The 16,693-nt window shown below is 63.3% G+C and carries 15 protein-coding genes; 8 read left to right on the plus strand and 7 right to left on the minus strand.

Annotation, left to right across the window (positions count from 1 at the left end):
- Positions 1 to 3: 3 nt before the first annotated feature.
- The 4 genes from hutU to hutI form a co-directional block, all read right to left on the minus strand.
- A complete protein-coding gene (gene hutU / locus HX898_RS17780; RefSeq protein WP_180195260.1) occupies positions 4 to 1,677 on the minus strand; it encodes a urocanate hydratase in 1,674 nt (557 codons plus the stop codon).
- Between the two features lie 24 nt (positions 1,678 to 1,701).
- Positions 1,702 to 2,505, minus strand: coding sequence for an N-formylglutamate deformylase (gene hutG / locus HX898_RS17785; RefSeq protein WP_180195261.1), 804 nt, complete (start codon positions 2,503 to 2,505; stop codon positions 1,702 to 1,704).
- 202 nt (positions 2,506 to 2,707) lie between these two features.
- Positions 2,708 to 4,243: a histidine ammonia-lyase gene (gene hutH, locus HX898_RS17790; RefSeq protein WP_180195262.1), complete on the minus strand. Its 1,536-nt coding sequence runs from the start codon at positions 4,241 to 4,243 to the stop codon at positions 2,708 to 2,710.
- The gene (gene hutI / locus HX898_RS17795) at positions 4,240 to 5,517 is read right to left on the minus strand and encodes an imidazolonepropionase (protein WP_180195263.1); all 1,278 of its coding nucleotides are present in this window, start codon (positions 5,515 to 5,517) and stop codon (positions 4,240 to 4,242) included. The genes hutH (HX898_RS17790) and hutI overlap by 4 nt, the downstream gene beginning before the upstream one ends.
- Before the next feature lie 122 nt (positions 5,518 to 5,639).
- On the opposite strand from hutI, the gene HX898_RS17800 reads away from it, so the two are divergent.
- Positions 5,640 to 6,986, plus strand: coding sequence for a formimidoylglutamate deiminase (locus tag HX898_RS17800; RefSeq protein ID WP_180195264.1), 1,347 nt, complete (start codon positions 5,640 to 5,642; stop codon positions 6,984 to 6,986).
- Between the two features lie 162 nt (positions 6,987 to 7,148).
- Positions 7,149 to 7,868: a histidine utilization repressor gene (gene hutC / locus HX898_RS17805; RefSeq protein WP_171598104.1), complete on the plus strand. Its 720-nt coding sequence runs from the start codon at positions 7,149 to 7,151 to the stop codon at positions 7,866 to 7,868.
- Between the two features lie 38 nt (positions 7,869 to 7,906).
- On the opposite strand, the gene hutC (HX898_RS17810) is transcribed toward hutC (HX898_RS17805), so the two are convergent.
- Positions 7,907 to 8,662 carry a histidine utilization repressor gene (gene hutC, locus HX898_RS17810; protein WP_011654961.1) on the minus strand — a complete coding sequence of 252 codons (756 nt, stop codon included), beginning with the start codon at positions 8,660 to 8,662 and terminating at the stop codon, positions 7,907 to 7,909.
- A gap of 196 nt (positions 8,663 to 8,858) precedes the next feature.
- Between hutC (HX898_RS17810) and HX898_RS17815 the strand changes: the two genes are divergently transcribed.
- From HX898_RS17815 to hutH (HX898_RS17835), 5 genes are all read left to right on the plus strand, one after another.
- Complete coding sequence (locus HX898_RS17815) at positions 8,859 to 9,701, plus strand: transporter substrate-binding domain-containing protein (protein WP_171598102.1); 843 nt, start codon at positions 8,859 to 8,861, stop codon at positions 9,699 to 9,701.
- Positions 9,702 to 9,919: 218 nt separating this feature from the next.
- Entirely contained in the window at positions 9,920 to 10,645 is a 726-nt protein-coding gene (locus tag HX898_RS17820; RefSeq protein WP_180195265.1) for an ABC transporter permease subunit, read from the plus strand.
- 10 nt (positions 10,646 to 10,655) lie between these two features.
- Positions 10,656 to 11,360 carry an ABC transporter permease subunit gene (locus tag HX898_RS17825; RefSeq protein ID WP_180195266.1) on the plus strand — a complete coding sequence of 235 codons (705 nt, stop codon included), beginning with the start codon at positions 10,656 to 10,658 and terminating at the stop codon, positions 11,358 to 11,360.
- 27 nt (positions 11,361 to 11,387) lie between these two features.
- Positions 11,388 to 12,164, plus strand: coding sequence for an ATP-binding cassette domain-containing protein (locus HX898_RS17830; protein WP_180195267.1), 777 nt, complete (start codon positions 11,388 to 11,390; stop codon positions 12,162 to 12,164).
- Positions 12,161 to 13,648, plus strand: a complete 1,488-nt coding sequence (gene hutH / locus HX898_RS17835) for a histidine ammonia-lyase (RefSeq protein WP_180195268.1) — start codon at positions 12,161 to 12,163, stop codon at positions 13,646 to 13,648. Before HX898_RS17830 ends, hutH (HX898_RS17835) begins: the two co-directional genes overlap by 4 nt.
- Positions 13,649 to 13,654: 6 nt before the next feature.
- Here hutH (HX898_RS17835) and HX898_RS17840 read toward each other — a convergent pair whose 3' ends face one another.
- Positions 13,655 to 14,197 carry a hypothetical protein gene (locus tag HX898_RS17840; protein ID WP_171598098.1) on the minus strand — a complete coding sequence of 181 codons (543 nt, stop codon included), beginning with the start codon at positions 14,195 to 14,197 and terminating at the stop codon, positions 13,655 to 13,657.
- A gap of 192 nt (positions 14,198 to 14,389) precedes the next feature.
- Between HX898_RS17840 and HX898_RS17845 the strand changes: the two genes are divergently transcribed.
- Positions 14,390 to 15,127: a phosphatase PAP2 family protein gene (locus HX898_RS17845; protein WP_171598097.1), complete on the plus strand. Its 738-nt coding sequence runs from the start codon at positions 14,390 to 14,392 to the stop codon at positions 15,125 to 15,127.
- Between the two features lie 11 nt (positions 15,128 to 15,138).
- Here HX898_RS17845 and HX898_RS17850 read toward each other — a convergent pair whose 3' ends face one another.
- Entirely contained in the window at positions 15,139 to 16,659 is a 1,521-nt protein-coding gene (locus tag HX898_RS17850; RefSeq protein WP_180195269.1) for a mechanosensitive ion channel family protein, read from the minus strand.
- Between the last annotated feature and the right edge of the window lie 34 nt (positions 16,660 to 16,693).

The following is a 16,693-nucleotide window of genomic DNA, read 5'->3' on the forward strand; positions in this document are numbered from 1 at the left end:
GGTTCAGTTCCCGAGAATGCCAGGCAGGCGCAGGCCTTTTTCCTTGGCGCAGTCGATGGCGATCTCGTAACCGGCATCGGCGTGGCGCATGACGCCGGTCGCCGGGTCGTTCCAGAGCACACGCTCGAGGCGTCTTGCGGCATCGTCGGTGCCATCGGCGCAAATGACCATGCCGGAATGCTGCGAGAAGCCCATGCCGACGCCGCCGCCGTGATGCAGCGACACCCAGGTGGCGCCCGATGCCGTGTTGAGCAGGGCGTTGAGCAGCGGCCAATCGGAGACCGCGTCGGAGCCGTCCTTCATCGCTTCAGTCTCGCGGTTCGGCGAAGCGACGGAGCCTGAGTCCAGATGGTCGCGACCGATGACGATCGGGGCGGAGAGTTCGCCTGTTCTCACCATCTCGTTGAAGGCGAGGCCGAGCTTGTGACGGTCGCCGAGGCCTACCCAGCAGATGCGTGCCGGCAGACCCTGGAAGGCGATGCGCTCCCTGGCCATGTCGAGCCAAAGATGCAGGTGCTTGTTGTCAGGCAACAGCTCCTTCACCTTGGCATCGGTCTTGTAGATATCCTCCGGGTCGCCGGAAAGGGCCGCCCAGCGGAAGGGGCCGATGCCGCGGCAAAACAGCGGGCGGATATAGGCCGGCACGAAGCCCGGGAAGGCGAAGGCGTTTTCGAGGCCTTCATCCTTGGCGACCTGGCGGATGTTGTTGCCGTAATCGAGGGTCGGCACGCCGGCATTCCAGAAGGCGATCATCGCTTCGACATGCTCGCGCATCGAGGCGCGCGCTGCTTTTTCCACAGCCTTCGGATCGCTTTCGCGCTTCGCCTTCCATTCGGCCATCGTCCAGCCCTTCGGCAGGTAGCCGTTGATCGGGTCGTGCGCCGAGGTCTGGTCGGTGACGATGTCCGGGCGGATGCCGCGGCGGACCATCTCCGGCAGGATTTCGGCGGCGTTGCCGAGCAGGCCGACGGACTTTGCCTCGCCGGCCTTGGTCCAGCGATCGATCATCTCAAGCGCTTCATCGAGCGTCTCGGCCTTGGCGTCGACATAGCGGGTGCGCAGGCGGAAATCGATCGAATCGGGATTGCATTCGACGGCCAGGCAGCAGGCGCCGGCCATGACGGCGGCGGGCGGCTGGGCGCCGCCCATGCCGCCGAGGCCGCCGGTCAGGATCCATTTGCCCTTGAGATTGCCGCCGTAATGCTGGCGGCCGGCCTCCACGAAGGTCTCGTAGGTGCCCTGCACGATGCCCTGCGTGCCGATATAGATCCACGAGCCGGCCGTCATCTGGCCGTACATGGCAAGGCCCTTCTTATCCAGCTCGTTGAAATGATCCCAGGTCGCCCAATGCGGTACGAGGTTGGAATTGGCGATCAGCACCCGCGGCGCATCCTTGTGGGTGCGGAACACGCCGACCGGCTTGCCGGATTGCACGACCAGCGTTTCTTCTTCCGTCAACGTCTTCAGCGTCGCGACGATGCGGTCGAAATCCTCCCAGGTACGGGCGGCGCGGCCGATGCCGCCATAGACGACGAGTTCGTTCGGGTTTTCGGCGACGTCGGGATCGAGATTGTTCATCAGCATGCGCAGCGGCGCTTCGGTCATCCAGCTCTTGGCATTGAGATCGTTGCCGCGGGGTGCGCGGATTTCGCGGATATTATGGCGTGGATTGTTCATGGCGGTTCCCCTGTCGAGAGATCGTTATCGTTTCAGGCCTGGCGCAATCTGTTCGATGCGCACCAGAATGTTTTTGAGATGAACGCGAAGTCTGTCTGCCTTGGCGGCGTCGTAGGCAAAGGGTGGTGCCTCGGTCTGGAGATGCGTCGATTGCGCGAGCTCCATCTGGATCGCGTGCACACCAGTGTCGGGCCGACCATAGTGGCGTGTCGTCCAGCCGCCCTTGAAGCGGCCATTGAGCACGCCGTCGTAGCCTTCGGCGGCTTCGACGACGGTCAGCGTCGCCTGCTCGATCGCGCTGTCGCACGTCTTGCCCATATCGGTGCCGATATTGAAATCCGGCAGCTTGCCTTCGAAGAGAAAGGGAATGTGCGACCGGATCGAGTGGCAGTCGTAGAGGATTGCGACGCCGTGGATTGCCTTGACGCGTTCGATCTCGGCGGCAAGCGCAGCATGATAGGGGGCATGAAAATCCCGCAGCCGTGCCGCGATGTCGGCCTCATCGGGTGCCGCGCCTTCCTTCCAGATCGCCTTGCCGTCGAAATCCGTCTGGGGAATGAGGCCGGTGGTGTTCTGGCCGGGATAAAGGCTCACGCCCGCCGGATCGCGGTTGGCGTCGATCACATAGCGGTGGAAGGTGGCGCGCACCACTGTGACATTGTCGAGCAGGCCGTCATAGAGGTGGTGGATGTGCCAGTCGGTGTCGGCGAGGATCCTGCCATTGTCGTTGAGGCGGTCGGCGATCTCAGGCGGCACGTCGGTGCCGGTATGGGGGAAGCCGAGGATGACGGGGGAGGTGCCCTGGCGGATTTCGTATGGTGTGGTCATAGGCAAAGCGCTCCGGTGTCTGGGGCGCTACCCCCCTCTGTCCTGCCGGACATCTCCCCCACAAGGGGGGAGATTGACTCGTGGATGGGGCTTTGCCAAACAATTGATGTCGGAGCGAGCGGGGCCAACCAGCCGATCTCCCCCCTTGTGGGGGAGATGCCCGGCAGGGCAGAGGGGGGTACCAAGTCCAGAACCATCACGATCAACCCTCCAGAACCGGCAGAATACCATTCGAAACCGAGGCGTTCAGGGCGCCCGTTGCCACCAGTTCGGCGGCGGCGGCGAGGTCGTTTGCCATGTAGCGATCGACGTCGAGGCTCGGAACCTTGCTGCGGATCGCGGCGATCGCCTTGCCAAGCTCTGGGCTGGTCGATAGCGGCGCGCGCAGTTCGACGCCTTGGGCGGCGGTCAGCGCCTCGATGCCAATGATGCCGAACAGGTTCTCGGTCATGCCGAGCAGGCGACGCGCGCCGTGGCAGGCCATGGAGACATGGTCTTCCTGGTTGGCCGAGGTCGGCGTCGAATCGACTGAAGCGGGGTGAGACATCTGCTTGTTTTCGGACATCAGCGCCGCCGAGGTGACCTCGGCGATCATCAGGCCGGAATTCAAGCCCGGCTTCTTGGCGAGGAAGGCCGGCAGACCGTAGGAGAGGGTGGGATCGACCAGCAGCGCGATGCGGCGCTGCGAAATCGCACCGATCTCGCAGACAGCGAGCGCGATCTGATCGGCGGCGAAGGCGACGGGTTCGGCATGAAAATTGCCGCCGGAGACGACTGAATTGTCCGAGAGCACCAGCGGATTGTCGGTGACCGCGTTGGCTTCGATCTCGAGGGTGCGGGCGACCGAGCGCAGCAGATCGAGGCAGGCGCCGTCGACCTGCGGCTGGCAGCGAATGCAATAGGGATCCTGCACGCGCTCGTCACCCTCGATATGGCTCTGGCGAATGATGGAGTTTTCGAGCAGGGCGCGAAGTGCAGCCGCCGTGTCGATCTGGCCCTTATGGCCACGCAATGTGTGAATATCCGGATGGAAGGGCGCTGAAGAGCCCATGGCGGCGTCGGTGGACATGGCGCCGGTGATGAGCGCCGCCTGCGCGGCACGATGGGCGCGGAAGAGGCCGGCAAGTGCCAGCGCAGTCGACGTCTGGGTGCCGTTGATGAGAGCGAGGCCCTCCTTGGCGGCGAGCACCACCGGTTTCAGCCCGGCCCTTTCGAGGGCTTCAGCGCCTGGGAGCCGTTCACCGGCGAAGAAGGCTTCGGCCTCGCCCATCATCACCGCCGCCATATGGGCAAGGGGCGCAAGATCGCCGGAGGCGCCGACCGAGCCCTTTTCGGGGATCAGCGGGATGACGCCCTTTTCCAGCATGCCTTCGATCAGCCGCACCAGCTCCAGCCGCACGCCGGAGGCGCCGCGCCCGAGCGAGACCAGCTTCAGCGCCATGATCAGCCGCACGATATTGTCGGGCAGTGGCGCACCGACGCCGCAGCAATGCGACAGGATGAGATTGCGCTGCAAGGTGGTCACGTCGGCGCTGTCGATCTTGATCGAGGCGAGTTTTCCGAAGCCGGTATTGATGCCGTAGACCGGCGCGTTGCCGGCGGCGATCTCAGCGATACGGGCGGCGGCCTTGGCGATCCCCGCATCGAAGGCGGGAGCGAGCCTTGCCGGCACACCGGTCCAGTAGATGGTTTCGAGATCCTTGAGCGAGACGGAGCCTGGGTGGAGCGTGATGGTCATCGGCCGTTCCTTTCGCCCTTGAAGACGCGTGCGTGAAGCGGGTTGAAGCCGATGCGGTAGACGAGTTCGGCAAGGCTTTCGATATTCCAGATGGCGAGATCGGCGGATTTGCCGGGTTCGAGCGTTCCCGTCTTGTCGAGCAGGCCGAGCGCCCGGGCGCCTTCGCGGGTGGCGCCGGCGATGCATTCCTCGACGGTGAGGCCGAAAAGTGTGGCCGACATGTTCATGGTGAGCAGCATCGAGGTGAGCGGTGAGGTGCCGGGATTGCAATCGGTGGCGATCGCGATCGGCACGCCTGCCCGCCGCAACACCTCTACCGGCGGCTTCTGCTTTTCATGGATGGCGTAGAAGGCGCCGGGCAGCAGTACGGCGACGGTGCCAGCTGCGGCCATCGCCGCAACGCCATCTTCGTCGAGATATTCGAGGTGATCGGCTGACAGTGCGCCGTATGACGCGGCGAGCTTGGCGCCGCCAAGATTGGAGAGCTGCTCGGCATGCAGCTTGACCGGCAGGCCAAGCGCCTTCGCCTTGTCGAAGACGCGGGCGATCTCAGTCGTGGAAAAAGCGATGCCCTCGCAGAAGCCGTCGACGGCATCGGCAAGACCGAGGCCATGCATGTCGTCGAGACCGGGCAGGACAACATCATCGAGATAATCGCCGTTGCGACCCTTATATTCCACAGGTGTCGCATGGGCGCCGAGATAGCTGGTGGCGACGCGGACCGGTCTGATATGGCCGAGCAGGCGGGCGCTCTGCAGCATCTTCACTTCGCCGGTTCGGTTCAGCCCGTAGCCGGATTTGACCTCGATCGTCGTGACACCTTCGGCAAGCAGCGTGTCGAGCCGCGGCAGAGCCTGCGCGACAAGCTCCTCGACCGACAGCGCATTGGTTGCCTTCACCGAGGAAACGATGCCGCCGCCGGCGCGTGCGACCTCCTCATAAGTCGCGCCTGCAAGACGCATTTCGAACTCGCGGGCGCGATTGCCGCCATGGACGATATGGGTGTGGCAGTCGACGAGACCGGGCGTTACCCAGCGGCCTTCGAGATCGACGATGTCGGAATGTTCGATGGCCGATGCCGGCAGCTCGCTTTCGGCGCCGGCAAAGGCGATGCGGCCGTTTTCGATCAGCACGGCGCCCTTTTCGACGATGCCCAGTCCCGCTTGGCCAAGCCCCGATTTTGTCGGCGCGAGCGTGGCGAGCCGCGCGTTGCGCCACAGCACTGGGCGGGTGTCGGCAGGTGGGGCTTCCTCTGAAAAATTGTTCCCGGTCATCAGCTTTGCGCCTTTCCTTATGCCAAAACATGTATATACATAATCGATAGGTGACAAGAGAAATTTTGTGCGCTTTTCTGGAAAAGAAAGATCGGCAGCACGACAAGAGGAGAGGGAAGGTCATGACCACACTTCACGCAGGCACGGCGCTGACCCCGCAGGGCTGGCAGAAGGACGTGCGGCTGACGCTTGAGGCCGGGCGCATCGCGCGGGTCGAAATCGGCACTTCTCCCAGGCCCGGCGACGAACGCCATGCCCTTCTCATTCCCGCCATGGCGAACCTGCACAGCCATGCCTTCCAGCGGGCGATGGCCGGCCTTGCGGAAGTGCGCGGCCCGGCAAATGACAGCTTCTGGAGCTGGCGCACGGTGATGTACAAATTTGCCCTGGCGATGACGCCTGATCATGTCGAGGCGGTCGCGGCCAAGCTCTATGCAGAGATGCTGGAAGCCGGTTTTTCCCGCGTCGGCGAGTTCCACTATCTCCACCATGATAGAGATGGCAGCGCCTACGCCAATATCGCCGAGCTTGCCGAACGCATCGGCGCAGCGAGCGAAGAGACCGGCATCGGGCTGACGCTGCTGCCGGTCTTTTATGCCCATTCCGGCTTCGGCGGTGCTGCCCCCATCGACGGCCAGCGGCGGTTCATCAATTCGCTCGAAAGCTTCGAAAGGCTGATGGAGGGATGCCGGGCAGTCATCGGCCGGCTCGACGGCGCCGAGCTCGGGCTGGCACCGCACAGCCTGCGCGCTGCAACACCGGACGAGCTCACACGGCTCGTGCCGATCGCGGGGGACGGCCCCATCCATATCCATGTCGCCGAGCAGGTGAAGGAAGTCGAGGACTGCATCGCCTGGTCCGGCGCGCGGCCGGTGCAATGGCTGCTCGATCATGCGCCTGTGGATGAGCGCTGGTGCCTGATCCATGCGACGCATATGACCGAGGACGAAACACGGCGGATGGCGAAAAGCGGCGCGATCGCCGGCCTCTGCCCGATCACCGAAGCCAATCTCGGTGATGGCGCCTTTGCCGCACCGCTCTTTCTCGAAGAGGGCGGGCGTTACGGCATCGGCTCGGATTCCAACGTGCTGATCTCCGTGCCGGAGGAACTGCGCCAGCTCGAATATTCGCAGCGCCTGGCGCTTCGCGCCCGCAACGTCATCGCAGCACCCGGCGGTTCGACGGCGCTTTCGCTGTTTACCCATGCACTTGCCGGCGGCGGTGCCGCATTGAAAGCACCGGCAGGTCTCGTCGAGGGCTATCACGCCGATATCGTATCGCTCGATGCCACGGCCGTTCCTTATCTCGCAGGCGACCAGGCCCTCGATCACTGGCTGTTTGCAGGCGGCATTTCCGTCGATTGCGTCTGGGCGCGCGGCCGCAAGCAGGTGGAGGGCGGACGCCATCTCAGGCGCGACGCCATCGACCGGCGATTCCTCGCTGCGATGGGGGAATTGCTTGCTGCCTGAAAAGGAGCTTTTCCTGGCGGGCTATTGGAATTGCAGCGCCGCGTGTCTTTTCAGGCGCGCAAAGGACGCTGTAACACTTTGAATCGATGCATCGTGCTTCCGAGAATCGATTTCGATTTTCGGGCCGATGCGCTAGAGCGGGAGACCAACCGGAGCGTGGCAATGGACCAAAGCAGGGATCCGACCTTGCATCAGCGCATCCTGAGCGACATCGAGGGCCATATCGTCTCGGGCGTATGGCCGCCGGGGCACCGCATTCCCTTCGAGGTCGATCTCGCCACGCAGTATGACTGCTCGCGCATGACGGTGAACAAGGTGCTGACCCAGCTCGCCAAGGCCGGCCTCATCGAGCGCCGCAAGAAGTCCGGCAGCTTCGTCACCCAGCCGCAGGCGCAATCGGCCATTCTCGAAATCCACGACATCAAGGCTGAGGTGCAGTCGCTGAACCTGCCTTATTCCTATGCGGTTTCGAAGAAGGTGAGCCGCAAGGCCAAGGCGGACGACAGCCGCCGTCTGGAACTGCCTGTGGCGTCCTCGGTCGTCGAGGTCGTCTGCATCCACAATGCCGGCGCGCGGCCCTTTTGCCTGGAGGAGCGGCTGATCAGTCTTGCGACGGTACCTGAAGCCGCCGATGCCGATTTCCTGACGATGGCGCCCGGCCCCTGGCTGCTCAACCAAGTGCCGTGGAGCACGGCCGAACACCGGATCCATGCCGTCTCAGCTGGTGCCGAGCTGGCCGCGGCTCTCGATATACCACGCAATACCGCCTGCCTCGTGGTAGAACGCCGCACCTGGAGCAATGCCGGCCCAGTGACGCATGTGCGCTTCACCTATCCGGGCGATCGTCACGCGCTGGTGGCACGTTTCACGCCGGCATCCTAATAGCTGCCCATGTTCCATATACAACACGGGCAGTGTTTTCATTCCTCGAACATCTTGCCACTGCGCGCTTCGAGCCGATAGCGGTGGCCGGGATAGACGAGACGGGCGGTTGAGACCACCTGTTTTGCCGACCATGTGCGCCGGCGGATCGTCAGGCACGGTTCGGTCTTCATGATGGTCAAGAGCTTGCATTCCCAGGCCTGCGGCATCGCCGCCTCGACGACATGCTCGGAGCCGCTGAGCGGGGCCGCGGCCGTCAGATAGGCGTTCGGTGTCAGCGTCGAAAAATCCTGAGCGAGATATTCTGGGGCGGCTTCCGGATGGACGAAGCGGTCCTCGATCTGCACCGGAACGCCGTTTTCGCTGTGGACGATCAGCGAATGAAAAACTGCCGCACCGATCGGCAATTCGAGCGCGTCGGCAACCTCGGGAGAGGCGGTTTCCTGGGCGAGAACGACGACGGCGGCCTCATGGACATGGCCGCGTTCGGCGATTTCCTCGGCGATGTTGCGCACTTCGAACAGCGCCGAATAGCCCTTGCGCTCGGCGACGAAGGAGCCGACGCCCTGGATGCGGATGAGCTCGCCCTCATTGGCAAGTTCGCGCAGTGCCCGGTTGGCGGTCATCTTGCTGACGCCGAGTTCGACGACCAGCTCGTTTTCCGAGGGCACGCGGTATTTCGGCGGCCACTCGCCGCTCTGGATGCGGTCGAGGATCACCTGCTTGACGCCGGCATAGAGCGGGGTGCTGTCATTTTCCGCCAATTCGCGCTTCATCTCGCCGGGACGTTTCATTGCCTATTCCTTTTGCACGAAGGGAATTCGCCACATAATTCGACTTTCCCTCTTGCATATCACAAAATATCTCATATGGTACCATATACAACCTCCCAATCGGTCCTTTGAGAAAAATAGGACAAGAAAGGGCAAGCCGGCGAAGATCGGCCGTGGTGCCGCAAGGTCTGTTTCAACTCCAGAGGAGAATTCACAAATGAAATTCAGCGCAATCCTGTTTTGCGGTGTGGCGGCTTTTTCCGCCTTTGCCGCGCCTGCCTTTTCCAAAGACTGGACGAAGGCGACGATTACCCTCGAAGGCGCCTACGCGCCTTGGAACCTCACCAATGCCGACGGCACGCTCGGCGGCTTCGAACCGGAACTCGCCAAGGTGCTGTGCGAGCGCGCCAAGATCGAATGCACGCTCGTTGCCTCCGATTGGGACGGCATGATCCCGGCGCTCAACGCCGGCAAGTTCGACGTCATCATGGATGCGCTGTCGATCACAGAGGAGCGCAAGCAGGTGATTGGTTTCACCATTCCTTATGCCGCCACCCCTGCAGCGTTTGCCACCGCCAAGGACAGCCCGCTGGCAAAGGCCGCCGGCACCGGCGCCACGATCAAGATGACACCCGGCCAGACCGGCGTGAAGGAGATCGACGCGCTGAAGGAAGTCTTCAAGGGCAAGACGATCGGCATCCAGGCGGCAACCGTCTATGCCAAGTTCGTCTATGACAATTTCGGCGACATTGCCGAGATCCGCGAATACAAGACCGGCGCCGACCGCGACCTCGACCTGCAGAACGGCCGTATCGACCTCGGCTTCGATGACGCCGTCTATTTCGCCAACGCGTTTAAGGCTGCCAACGACACGCTCGACTTCACCGGCCCGGAGATCGTCGGCTCGATCTGGGGCGAGGGCGAAGGTCTCGGCATCCGCAAGGCCGATACGGATCTGCGCGACAAGTTCAACGAGGCGATCAAGTCGACGCTTGCCGACGGCACGGTCAAGAACCTGTCGATGAAGTGGTTCAAGGTCGACGTCAGCCCGCAGGAATAAGCGTTTCGGCCTTTCGGCCGCAAACACCTGTCTCCGGCTTTATCGCCGGAGACAGCATGCTCGAACAGGATGATTTTAGGCCGGGCCGGCCTAAAATCTGAATCCTGTTCTAAATAAAAGAGTTAGAGCATGATGTCGTCCGAAAACCGCTCACACTTTTCGGCATCATGCTCTGGTGTCAATCCGCAAAACACTGCCACGGACGGGGAACGGACGATATGGCAAGCTTGGAACTGCTCGGCTTCGGCTCGACCGGATGGGGCGCGCTGCTCATTGCCGCCGCCTTGATGACGCTGGCCGTCACGGCAACGGCGCTGGCGATCGGCGCGGTACTCGGCGCGATTGTCGCGGCGGCGAAACTCTCCGGCAATCTTATCCTCGTCGCGCTCGGCAATGTCTATACGACCGTGTTTCGCGGCGTGCCCGAACTGCTGATCATCTATCTCATCTATTTCGGTGGCTCCTCGGCCGTCACCGCGATCGGCCAGGCGATGGGTTACGAGGGTTTCCTCGGCTTGCCCTCCTTCATCGCCGGCGCGCTTGCCGTCGGCATCATCTCCGGCTCCTACCAGGCGGAGGTGTTCCGTGGCGCCTTCCTTGCCATCTCCAAGGGCGAGCTCGAAGCCGCCTCGGCGATCGGCATGCATCGTGGCATGCGCCTTCGCCGCATCATCATGCCGCAGGTGTTTCGCCTCGCCATTCCCGGCCTCGGTAACGTCTGGCAGCTCAGTCTCAAGGATTCGGCGCTGATCTCCGTCACCGGGCTTGCCGAGCTGATGCGCACCAGCCAGGTGGCGGCGGGCTCGACCCGGCAATATTTCCTGTTCTTCATCGCTGGCGGCTGCCTCTATCTTCTCCTGACCAGCCTTTCTGACCGCATCTTCAACGGGGCGGAGCGCCGCGCCAATCGCAGCATGCCGGCATCCGCCATGGGCCAGGCGTAAGGAGGCGACAATGGATTTCACCTTCATCGCCTCGACCATGGTCACCCTGCTCAAAGCCGTACCGACGACGCTCATCCTGTTTTCGCTGTCGATCATCACAGGTGGCCTGCTGGCGCTCGTCATCGTCTGGATGCGGACCAGCGGCAACCCGGTGCTTACGAGCTTCGCCAAGGGTTATATCTTCATCTTCCGCGGCTCGCCGCTGCTGATCCAGATGTTCCTGGTGTTCTACGGCCTCGGCCAGTTCGGCTTCATCCGCTATTCCTTCCTCTGGCCGTTCCTGCGCGAGCCGATGGTCTGCGCCGTGCTGTCGCTGGCGCTTTGCACGGCCGGCTATACGGCGGAGATCTTCCGCGGCGGCATTCGCGCCGTCTCGCCGAAGGAGATCGAAGCGGCGCGCTCGATCGGCATGTCCGGCTTCCTGCTGGTCCGCCGCATCCTGGCGCCGATCGCCTTCCGCCACGCGTTGCCGGCCTACTCCACCGAGATCGTCCTGATGATGAAGTCGACGGCGCTCGCAAGCCTCGTCACCGTCTGGGAAGTGACCGGCGTCGCCCAGCGGCTGATCTCGCAGACCTACCGCACGATGGAAGTCTTTCTCTGCGCGGCGGTCATCTATCTCGTCCTCAATTTCATCATCCTGCAGGGCATGGCTCTGCTCGAATATTCGCTCTCCCGACACCGCCGCGCGGCCCCGCACGCGCTAAAGGCGTAAGCAGTTTTTGACCCGATTGGAGCACCCATGCCAGGCGTAACCCGACTATCGGTCCGCAATATCCGCAAGAGCTTCGGTACGCACGAGGTCTTGCGCGGCATTTCCCTCGATGCGGAAGACGGCGATGTGATTTCGCTGCTCGGCGCCTCCGGCTCCGGCAAGTCGACCTTTCTGCGCTGCATCAACATGCTCGAAACCGCAAGCGACGGCGAGATCTGGGTCGACGGCGAGGAGATCCGCATGGTGCACAAGAACGGGCGGAGCAAGCCGGTCAGCCAGAAGCAGGTGGACCATATCCGCTCCGAACTCGGCATGGTGTTCCAGTCCTTCAATCTCTGGTCCCACATGACGATCCTGCAGAATGTCATCGAGGGTCCGATCCACGTGCTGAAGCGGCCGCGCGCCGACTGCATCGCCGAGGCCGAAGCGCTGCTCGAAAAGGTCGGCATCGCCGATAAGCGCCACGCCTATCCGGCTCATCTCTCCGGCGGCCAGCAGCAGCGTGCGGCAATCGCCCGCGCGCTGGCGATGAAACCGAAGGTCATGCTCTTCGACGAGCCGACTTCGGCGCTTGATCCGGAGCTTGTCGGCGAGGTGCTGCGCGTCATGCGCGCGCTTGCCGAGGAAGGCATGACCATGCTCGTCGTCACCCATGAAATGAGCTTTGCCCGCAACGTCTCGAACCGCGTCGTCTTCATGCGCGAAGGCCTGATCGAAAGCAGCGGCAAGCCGGACGAAATGTTCACCGGCGGCGCGACACCCGCTTTCCGCCAGTTCATCGGCCATTTCGGAAGCGGTCAATGACGATCACGATCGATAAAGTGCTGACCTGGCGCGACGTCGCGCGCGTCGGGGCAGGGGAAGCGCTCGCGCTGTCGCCCACCGCCTGGGTACGCGTCGAGCAGGCAAGCCGCATCGTCGCCAGTATCGTCGAGACGGGAGTGCGCGCCTACGGCGTCAATACCGGCGTCGGGGCGCTGGCCGATACGGTGGTCGATCGCGCCTCGCAGAGCCTGTTGTCGCGCAGCATCGTGCTTAGCCATGCCTGCGGCGTCGGGCCATTGCTGGCTGCCCGCGAGGTGCGCGCCATCATCGCCGCACAAATTGCCAATTTCGCCCATGGTCATTCCGGCGTGCGGCGCGCGATCGTCCAGCATCTTGCGGCCCTGCTGGAACATAATTGCATTCCCGACGTGCCGTCCAAGGGCTCCGCCGGTTATCTCGTCCACAATGCCCATATTGCGCTTGTTCTGATCGGCGAAGGCAGCGCTCACCTGGCCGGCCGGCGCATGAGCGGCCGCGAGGCGCTTGCCGCGATCGACCTCGAACCACTGGTGCTCGGCGCCAAGGAGGGCTTGAGCTTGGTCAACGGCACGGCCTGCGCCACGGGCCTGACCACTGTCGCGCTTTCGCGCGCCGAGCGGCTGCTCGATTGGGCCGATGCGATCGCAGCACTGACGCTGGAAGCGGCGGGCTGCCAGATCGCCGCCTTCGACGCGACCGTGCTGGCGCTGCGCCCATCGGCGGGAATCGAGAAAGTGGGCGCGACGCTGCGTGCGCGGCTTCAGGGCAGCGGCCTTGTCGCCGCCGCCTTCGGCCGGCGCACGCAGGATGCGCTCAGCCTTCGTTCGGTGCCGCATGCGCATGGCGCCGCCCGCGATGTCTTCGACAATTCCGCCCGCGTCGTCAATCAGGAGCTTGCTTCGGTGACGGACAATCCGGCTGTCTCAGGCACGCCGGAACAACCGATCGTCTCCTCCGAGGCCCATGCGGTTGCCCCGGCGCTCGGGCAGGCGGCAGATAGCCTGGCGATTGCGCTCGCGCAGATCGGCGCGATCAGCGAACGGCGCATGGACCGGCTGGTCAATCCGCTGGTGAGCGGCCTGCCGCCCTTCCTCGCCAGCGATGCCGGCAGCCATTCCGGGTTCATGATCGCCCAATATACCGCTGCCGCACTCAGCAACGAGAACCGCCGCCTTGCCGCACCCGCGGCCATGGACGGCGGGCTGACCTCGGGCCTGCAGGAGGATTTTCTCGCGCACCCGACGGCCGCGGCCGGCAAGCTGCTCACCGTCATCGACAACGCCGAATATATCCTGGCGATCGAATTGATGGCGGCGGCACAGGCGCATGATTTCCTGGCGGCGACGGCGGCGCGGGCGGCAGGCACGGACCTTGTCTATAAAGCCGTGCGGAAACATGTTTCCCATTACGGCGACGAGCGGCCGCTCAACGGCGATATCGAGGCTGTCCGCAGCCTGATCCGCGAGACTGCGCCGCCGCTATAATCGGCCTCAGAACGGCTGGGTCTCGGAATTCTGCTTTGGTTTTTCGCCGGCCTCGAGACGTTTGAGGCACTGGACGAAGGTCGGGTAGAGCTGCTCCACCCGCGAGAGCGGCAGCGTCCAGTCGCCTTCGTCACCGGCAAAGGTGATCTGCACGTCAGGCATTCCGGCAAAGGAATTCTTGATGATCTTCTTCAGTCCGGCGCTCCCCTTGCTGGCCGGACCCCAGAGGCGAAGCGTGTTCTTGTCGAAGAAATCGGCAGCGATTACCTTCGTCGCCATGCGGTCGGTCAGCGTCACCTCGGTCTTGGTGCCGGCCGGAATGTCCCATGTGGTCTTTGCGACCAGCCAGAACGTCTCGGTCGCGCTCTGGCGGAATTCCATGGTCTTGCCGATTTCGCTGTCCCACAGCAGGCGGCAATAGGGATGCGGGCTCTCATTGGCGAAACCGACCGACCATTGTCTCGCGCCACCGATCCATTCGGTCTCGCCGAAGGCTGAGACCGGCTGCAGGAGGGCTGCCATCAGAACCATCACTGTCGGAATTTTCATCGCCGAAATCACCTCCACCGCAATCGTCTCCAGCGATAGCAAAAGAAGGTTGAGCTTTTGCTACCAAGCGTGTCCAGATCAGGTTACGGCCGCCCTCGGGAATGTCCTTGAATCCCGCAAGGTCTTGAAACCTCGCTTCACATTGCCGATTTGGCGAGGACCGGCACGATTAAAGGGAGCTCGACGGCAGGCATGACCGAGGTTCAACGACGAGGTTTTCTGACAAGGCTTACCGCCTATGAACCGCTGACGCTGATTACGCTCGCATCGATCGCCGGCGGGCTGTTCGTGCTCCAGCGGCTGACCAGCGAAGTCCTGGAAGGCGAGACCTTTCGCTTCGACGAGGTGATCCTGCTGGCGTTGAGACGCGCGGATGATCTTGCCGTGCCGATCGGCCCCGACTGGCTGACGCATGCCGTCGACGATATCACCGCCCTCGGCGGCATTACCGTCCTCTCGCTGCTGACGGCACTGATCACCATCTATCTTCTGTTCGACCGGCGCTGGCCGATCGCCATCTTCGTCGTTTCCTCGGTGCTGACCGGCTGGCTGGCGAGCGCGACGCTGAAGATTCTCGTCGCCCGGCCGCGTCCCGATATCGTGCCGCATCTGGTCGAAGTGAGCGATCTCAGCTTTCCCAGCGGACATGCGATGGTCTCGGCGGTGACCTATCTGACGCTAGGCGCGCTCGTGGCGCGAACGCAGCGTTATCCGTCGACGCGGATCTTCGTCATGGGTGCCGGCGTCTTCCTTGCCGTCGTCGTCGGTTTGAGCCGGATCTATCTCGGCGTTCATTACCCCACGGACGTCTTCGCCGGATGGTGCGCCGGCGCGCTCTGGGCGCTCGGCTGCTGGCTGATCTCGAAGCGGTTCATTCCGAGCCGCGCGCCAGATGAGGCCGTCGAGGCTGGAAACGGCGACAGCAGATAGCAGCGCGGAGCCTATTGCGGCACCTGGAACAGGTGGCGGATACGCGTCACCAGCGAGCTCACCGAGCGGCCGTGCAACGTGGCGCCTTCGGCCGCGAAGGAATGCTGGCCGGTCTCGATACGGTGTAAGAGGGTAGCGGCAAGCTCTTCGGCGATGCCGGGCCGGTCGTGCAGCAGCGGCGTCAGGCTTGCCTGGGCGATCTCGTAGACGACGACGAAGGTGAGCGCCCGCAGGCTGGCGGCCTCGCCGACCCCGATCAACAGTCCGCTCTCACCGAAATAATCGCCCGGCGCCAGCCGGCCGAGTTCGATTTCCTTATGGCCTTCCTGACGCGTGGCGACCAGGGCGCCGCTGCGCACGATCATCAGCGATGCGACCGTATCGCCCTGCTCGATAAGAATGGAATCCTTCTTGTAGGTTCGCCTGGTCATCGAGGCTGCGATCGTTTCCTTCTCGTCCTCGGTCAACGAGGAAAACAACGGGATGGCGTCGAGAAGCTTGAGCGGCGTCGGCCGGTGCGGCTTCACCACCTCTTCCGACTGCAACTGGTCGGGCGGTGGGCCGGCGGCGTCGAGCGGCCGTGCCAAGGTGAGGCCGGCGGCCTTGATATGGCGGTAGATGAGATCGAAAATCTCGTTCTTCGCCGGCCCCGTCTGGCCGATATCCCTGACGCGGAAGGAGAGCTCCAGCTCCACTGCATCTGATGTCAGCGATTTGATCTGCACGCCGGGTTTCGGCTCGGCCAGGATGGAGCCGCTGCTCAAAAGCACGGCGCGCATGACCTCGATGATCGCCGACGGCCCGATCGTCGGCACGACCCGGACCGTCAGTGAGGCGCCGTGACTGCGGTCGGGGCTGCTGAGATTGGTCAGGCCGACTTTGGCCAGAAAGCTGTTGGGCAGGACGACGAGGTCGTTCGAGCCGTTCAACAGATGGGTGGAGCGCCAGTTGGTTTCGACGACACGACCCTCGACGCCGTCATTCAGCACGATCCAGTCGCCGATCGTATAGGGCCGGCCGAGATTGAGCGCGATGCCGGAAAAGACGTCGCTCAGGGTGCTCTGCATCGCAAGGCCGAGGATGATGGCAAAGACACCCGAGGTGGCGATCAGCGTGCCGACGGGAAAGCTGAAGACATAAGCGACCACCGAGAGTATCGCGCCGAGATAGATCAGGCCGATGACCAGATCCTGAACGAGACGACCTTCGCGCGGTTGGCGCTCGAAGATCAGGAAGACGCGGACGAAGGCGATCAGCGCCCAGGCGGCATTGATCCACCAGACCACCTTGGCAAGGGCGATGAAGACGCGTTCGAAGGTCGAAGCCGTCGTCGGCCCGACTTCGTAGGGCACGATGTCGTGATAAAGCAGCAGGACGGTGAGCGCCGCGAAGAAAAACACCTGGCCGGCGAGCTTCCAGCTCGGGAAGGGCCGAAGCGCTATGCGCGTGATGATCGCACCGACCACGGCCAACGTCCCGGCCTGGACGACAGGATCGGCAAGCACTCCGGACCATGTGGGATTATCAAGCATCGACTGTGCACTCGCCAGAGCATGATGCTGAAAA

The organism is Rhizobium sp. WYCCWR 11128 (assembly GCF_013416305.1).
GTDB classification, from domain to species: Bacteria; Pseudomonadota; Alphaproteobacteria; order Rhizobiales; family Rhizobiaceae; genus Rhizobium; species Rhizobium indicum.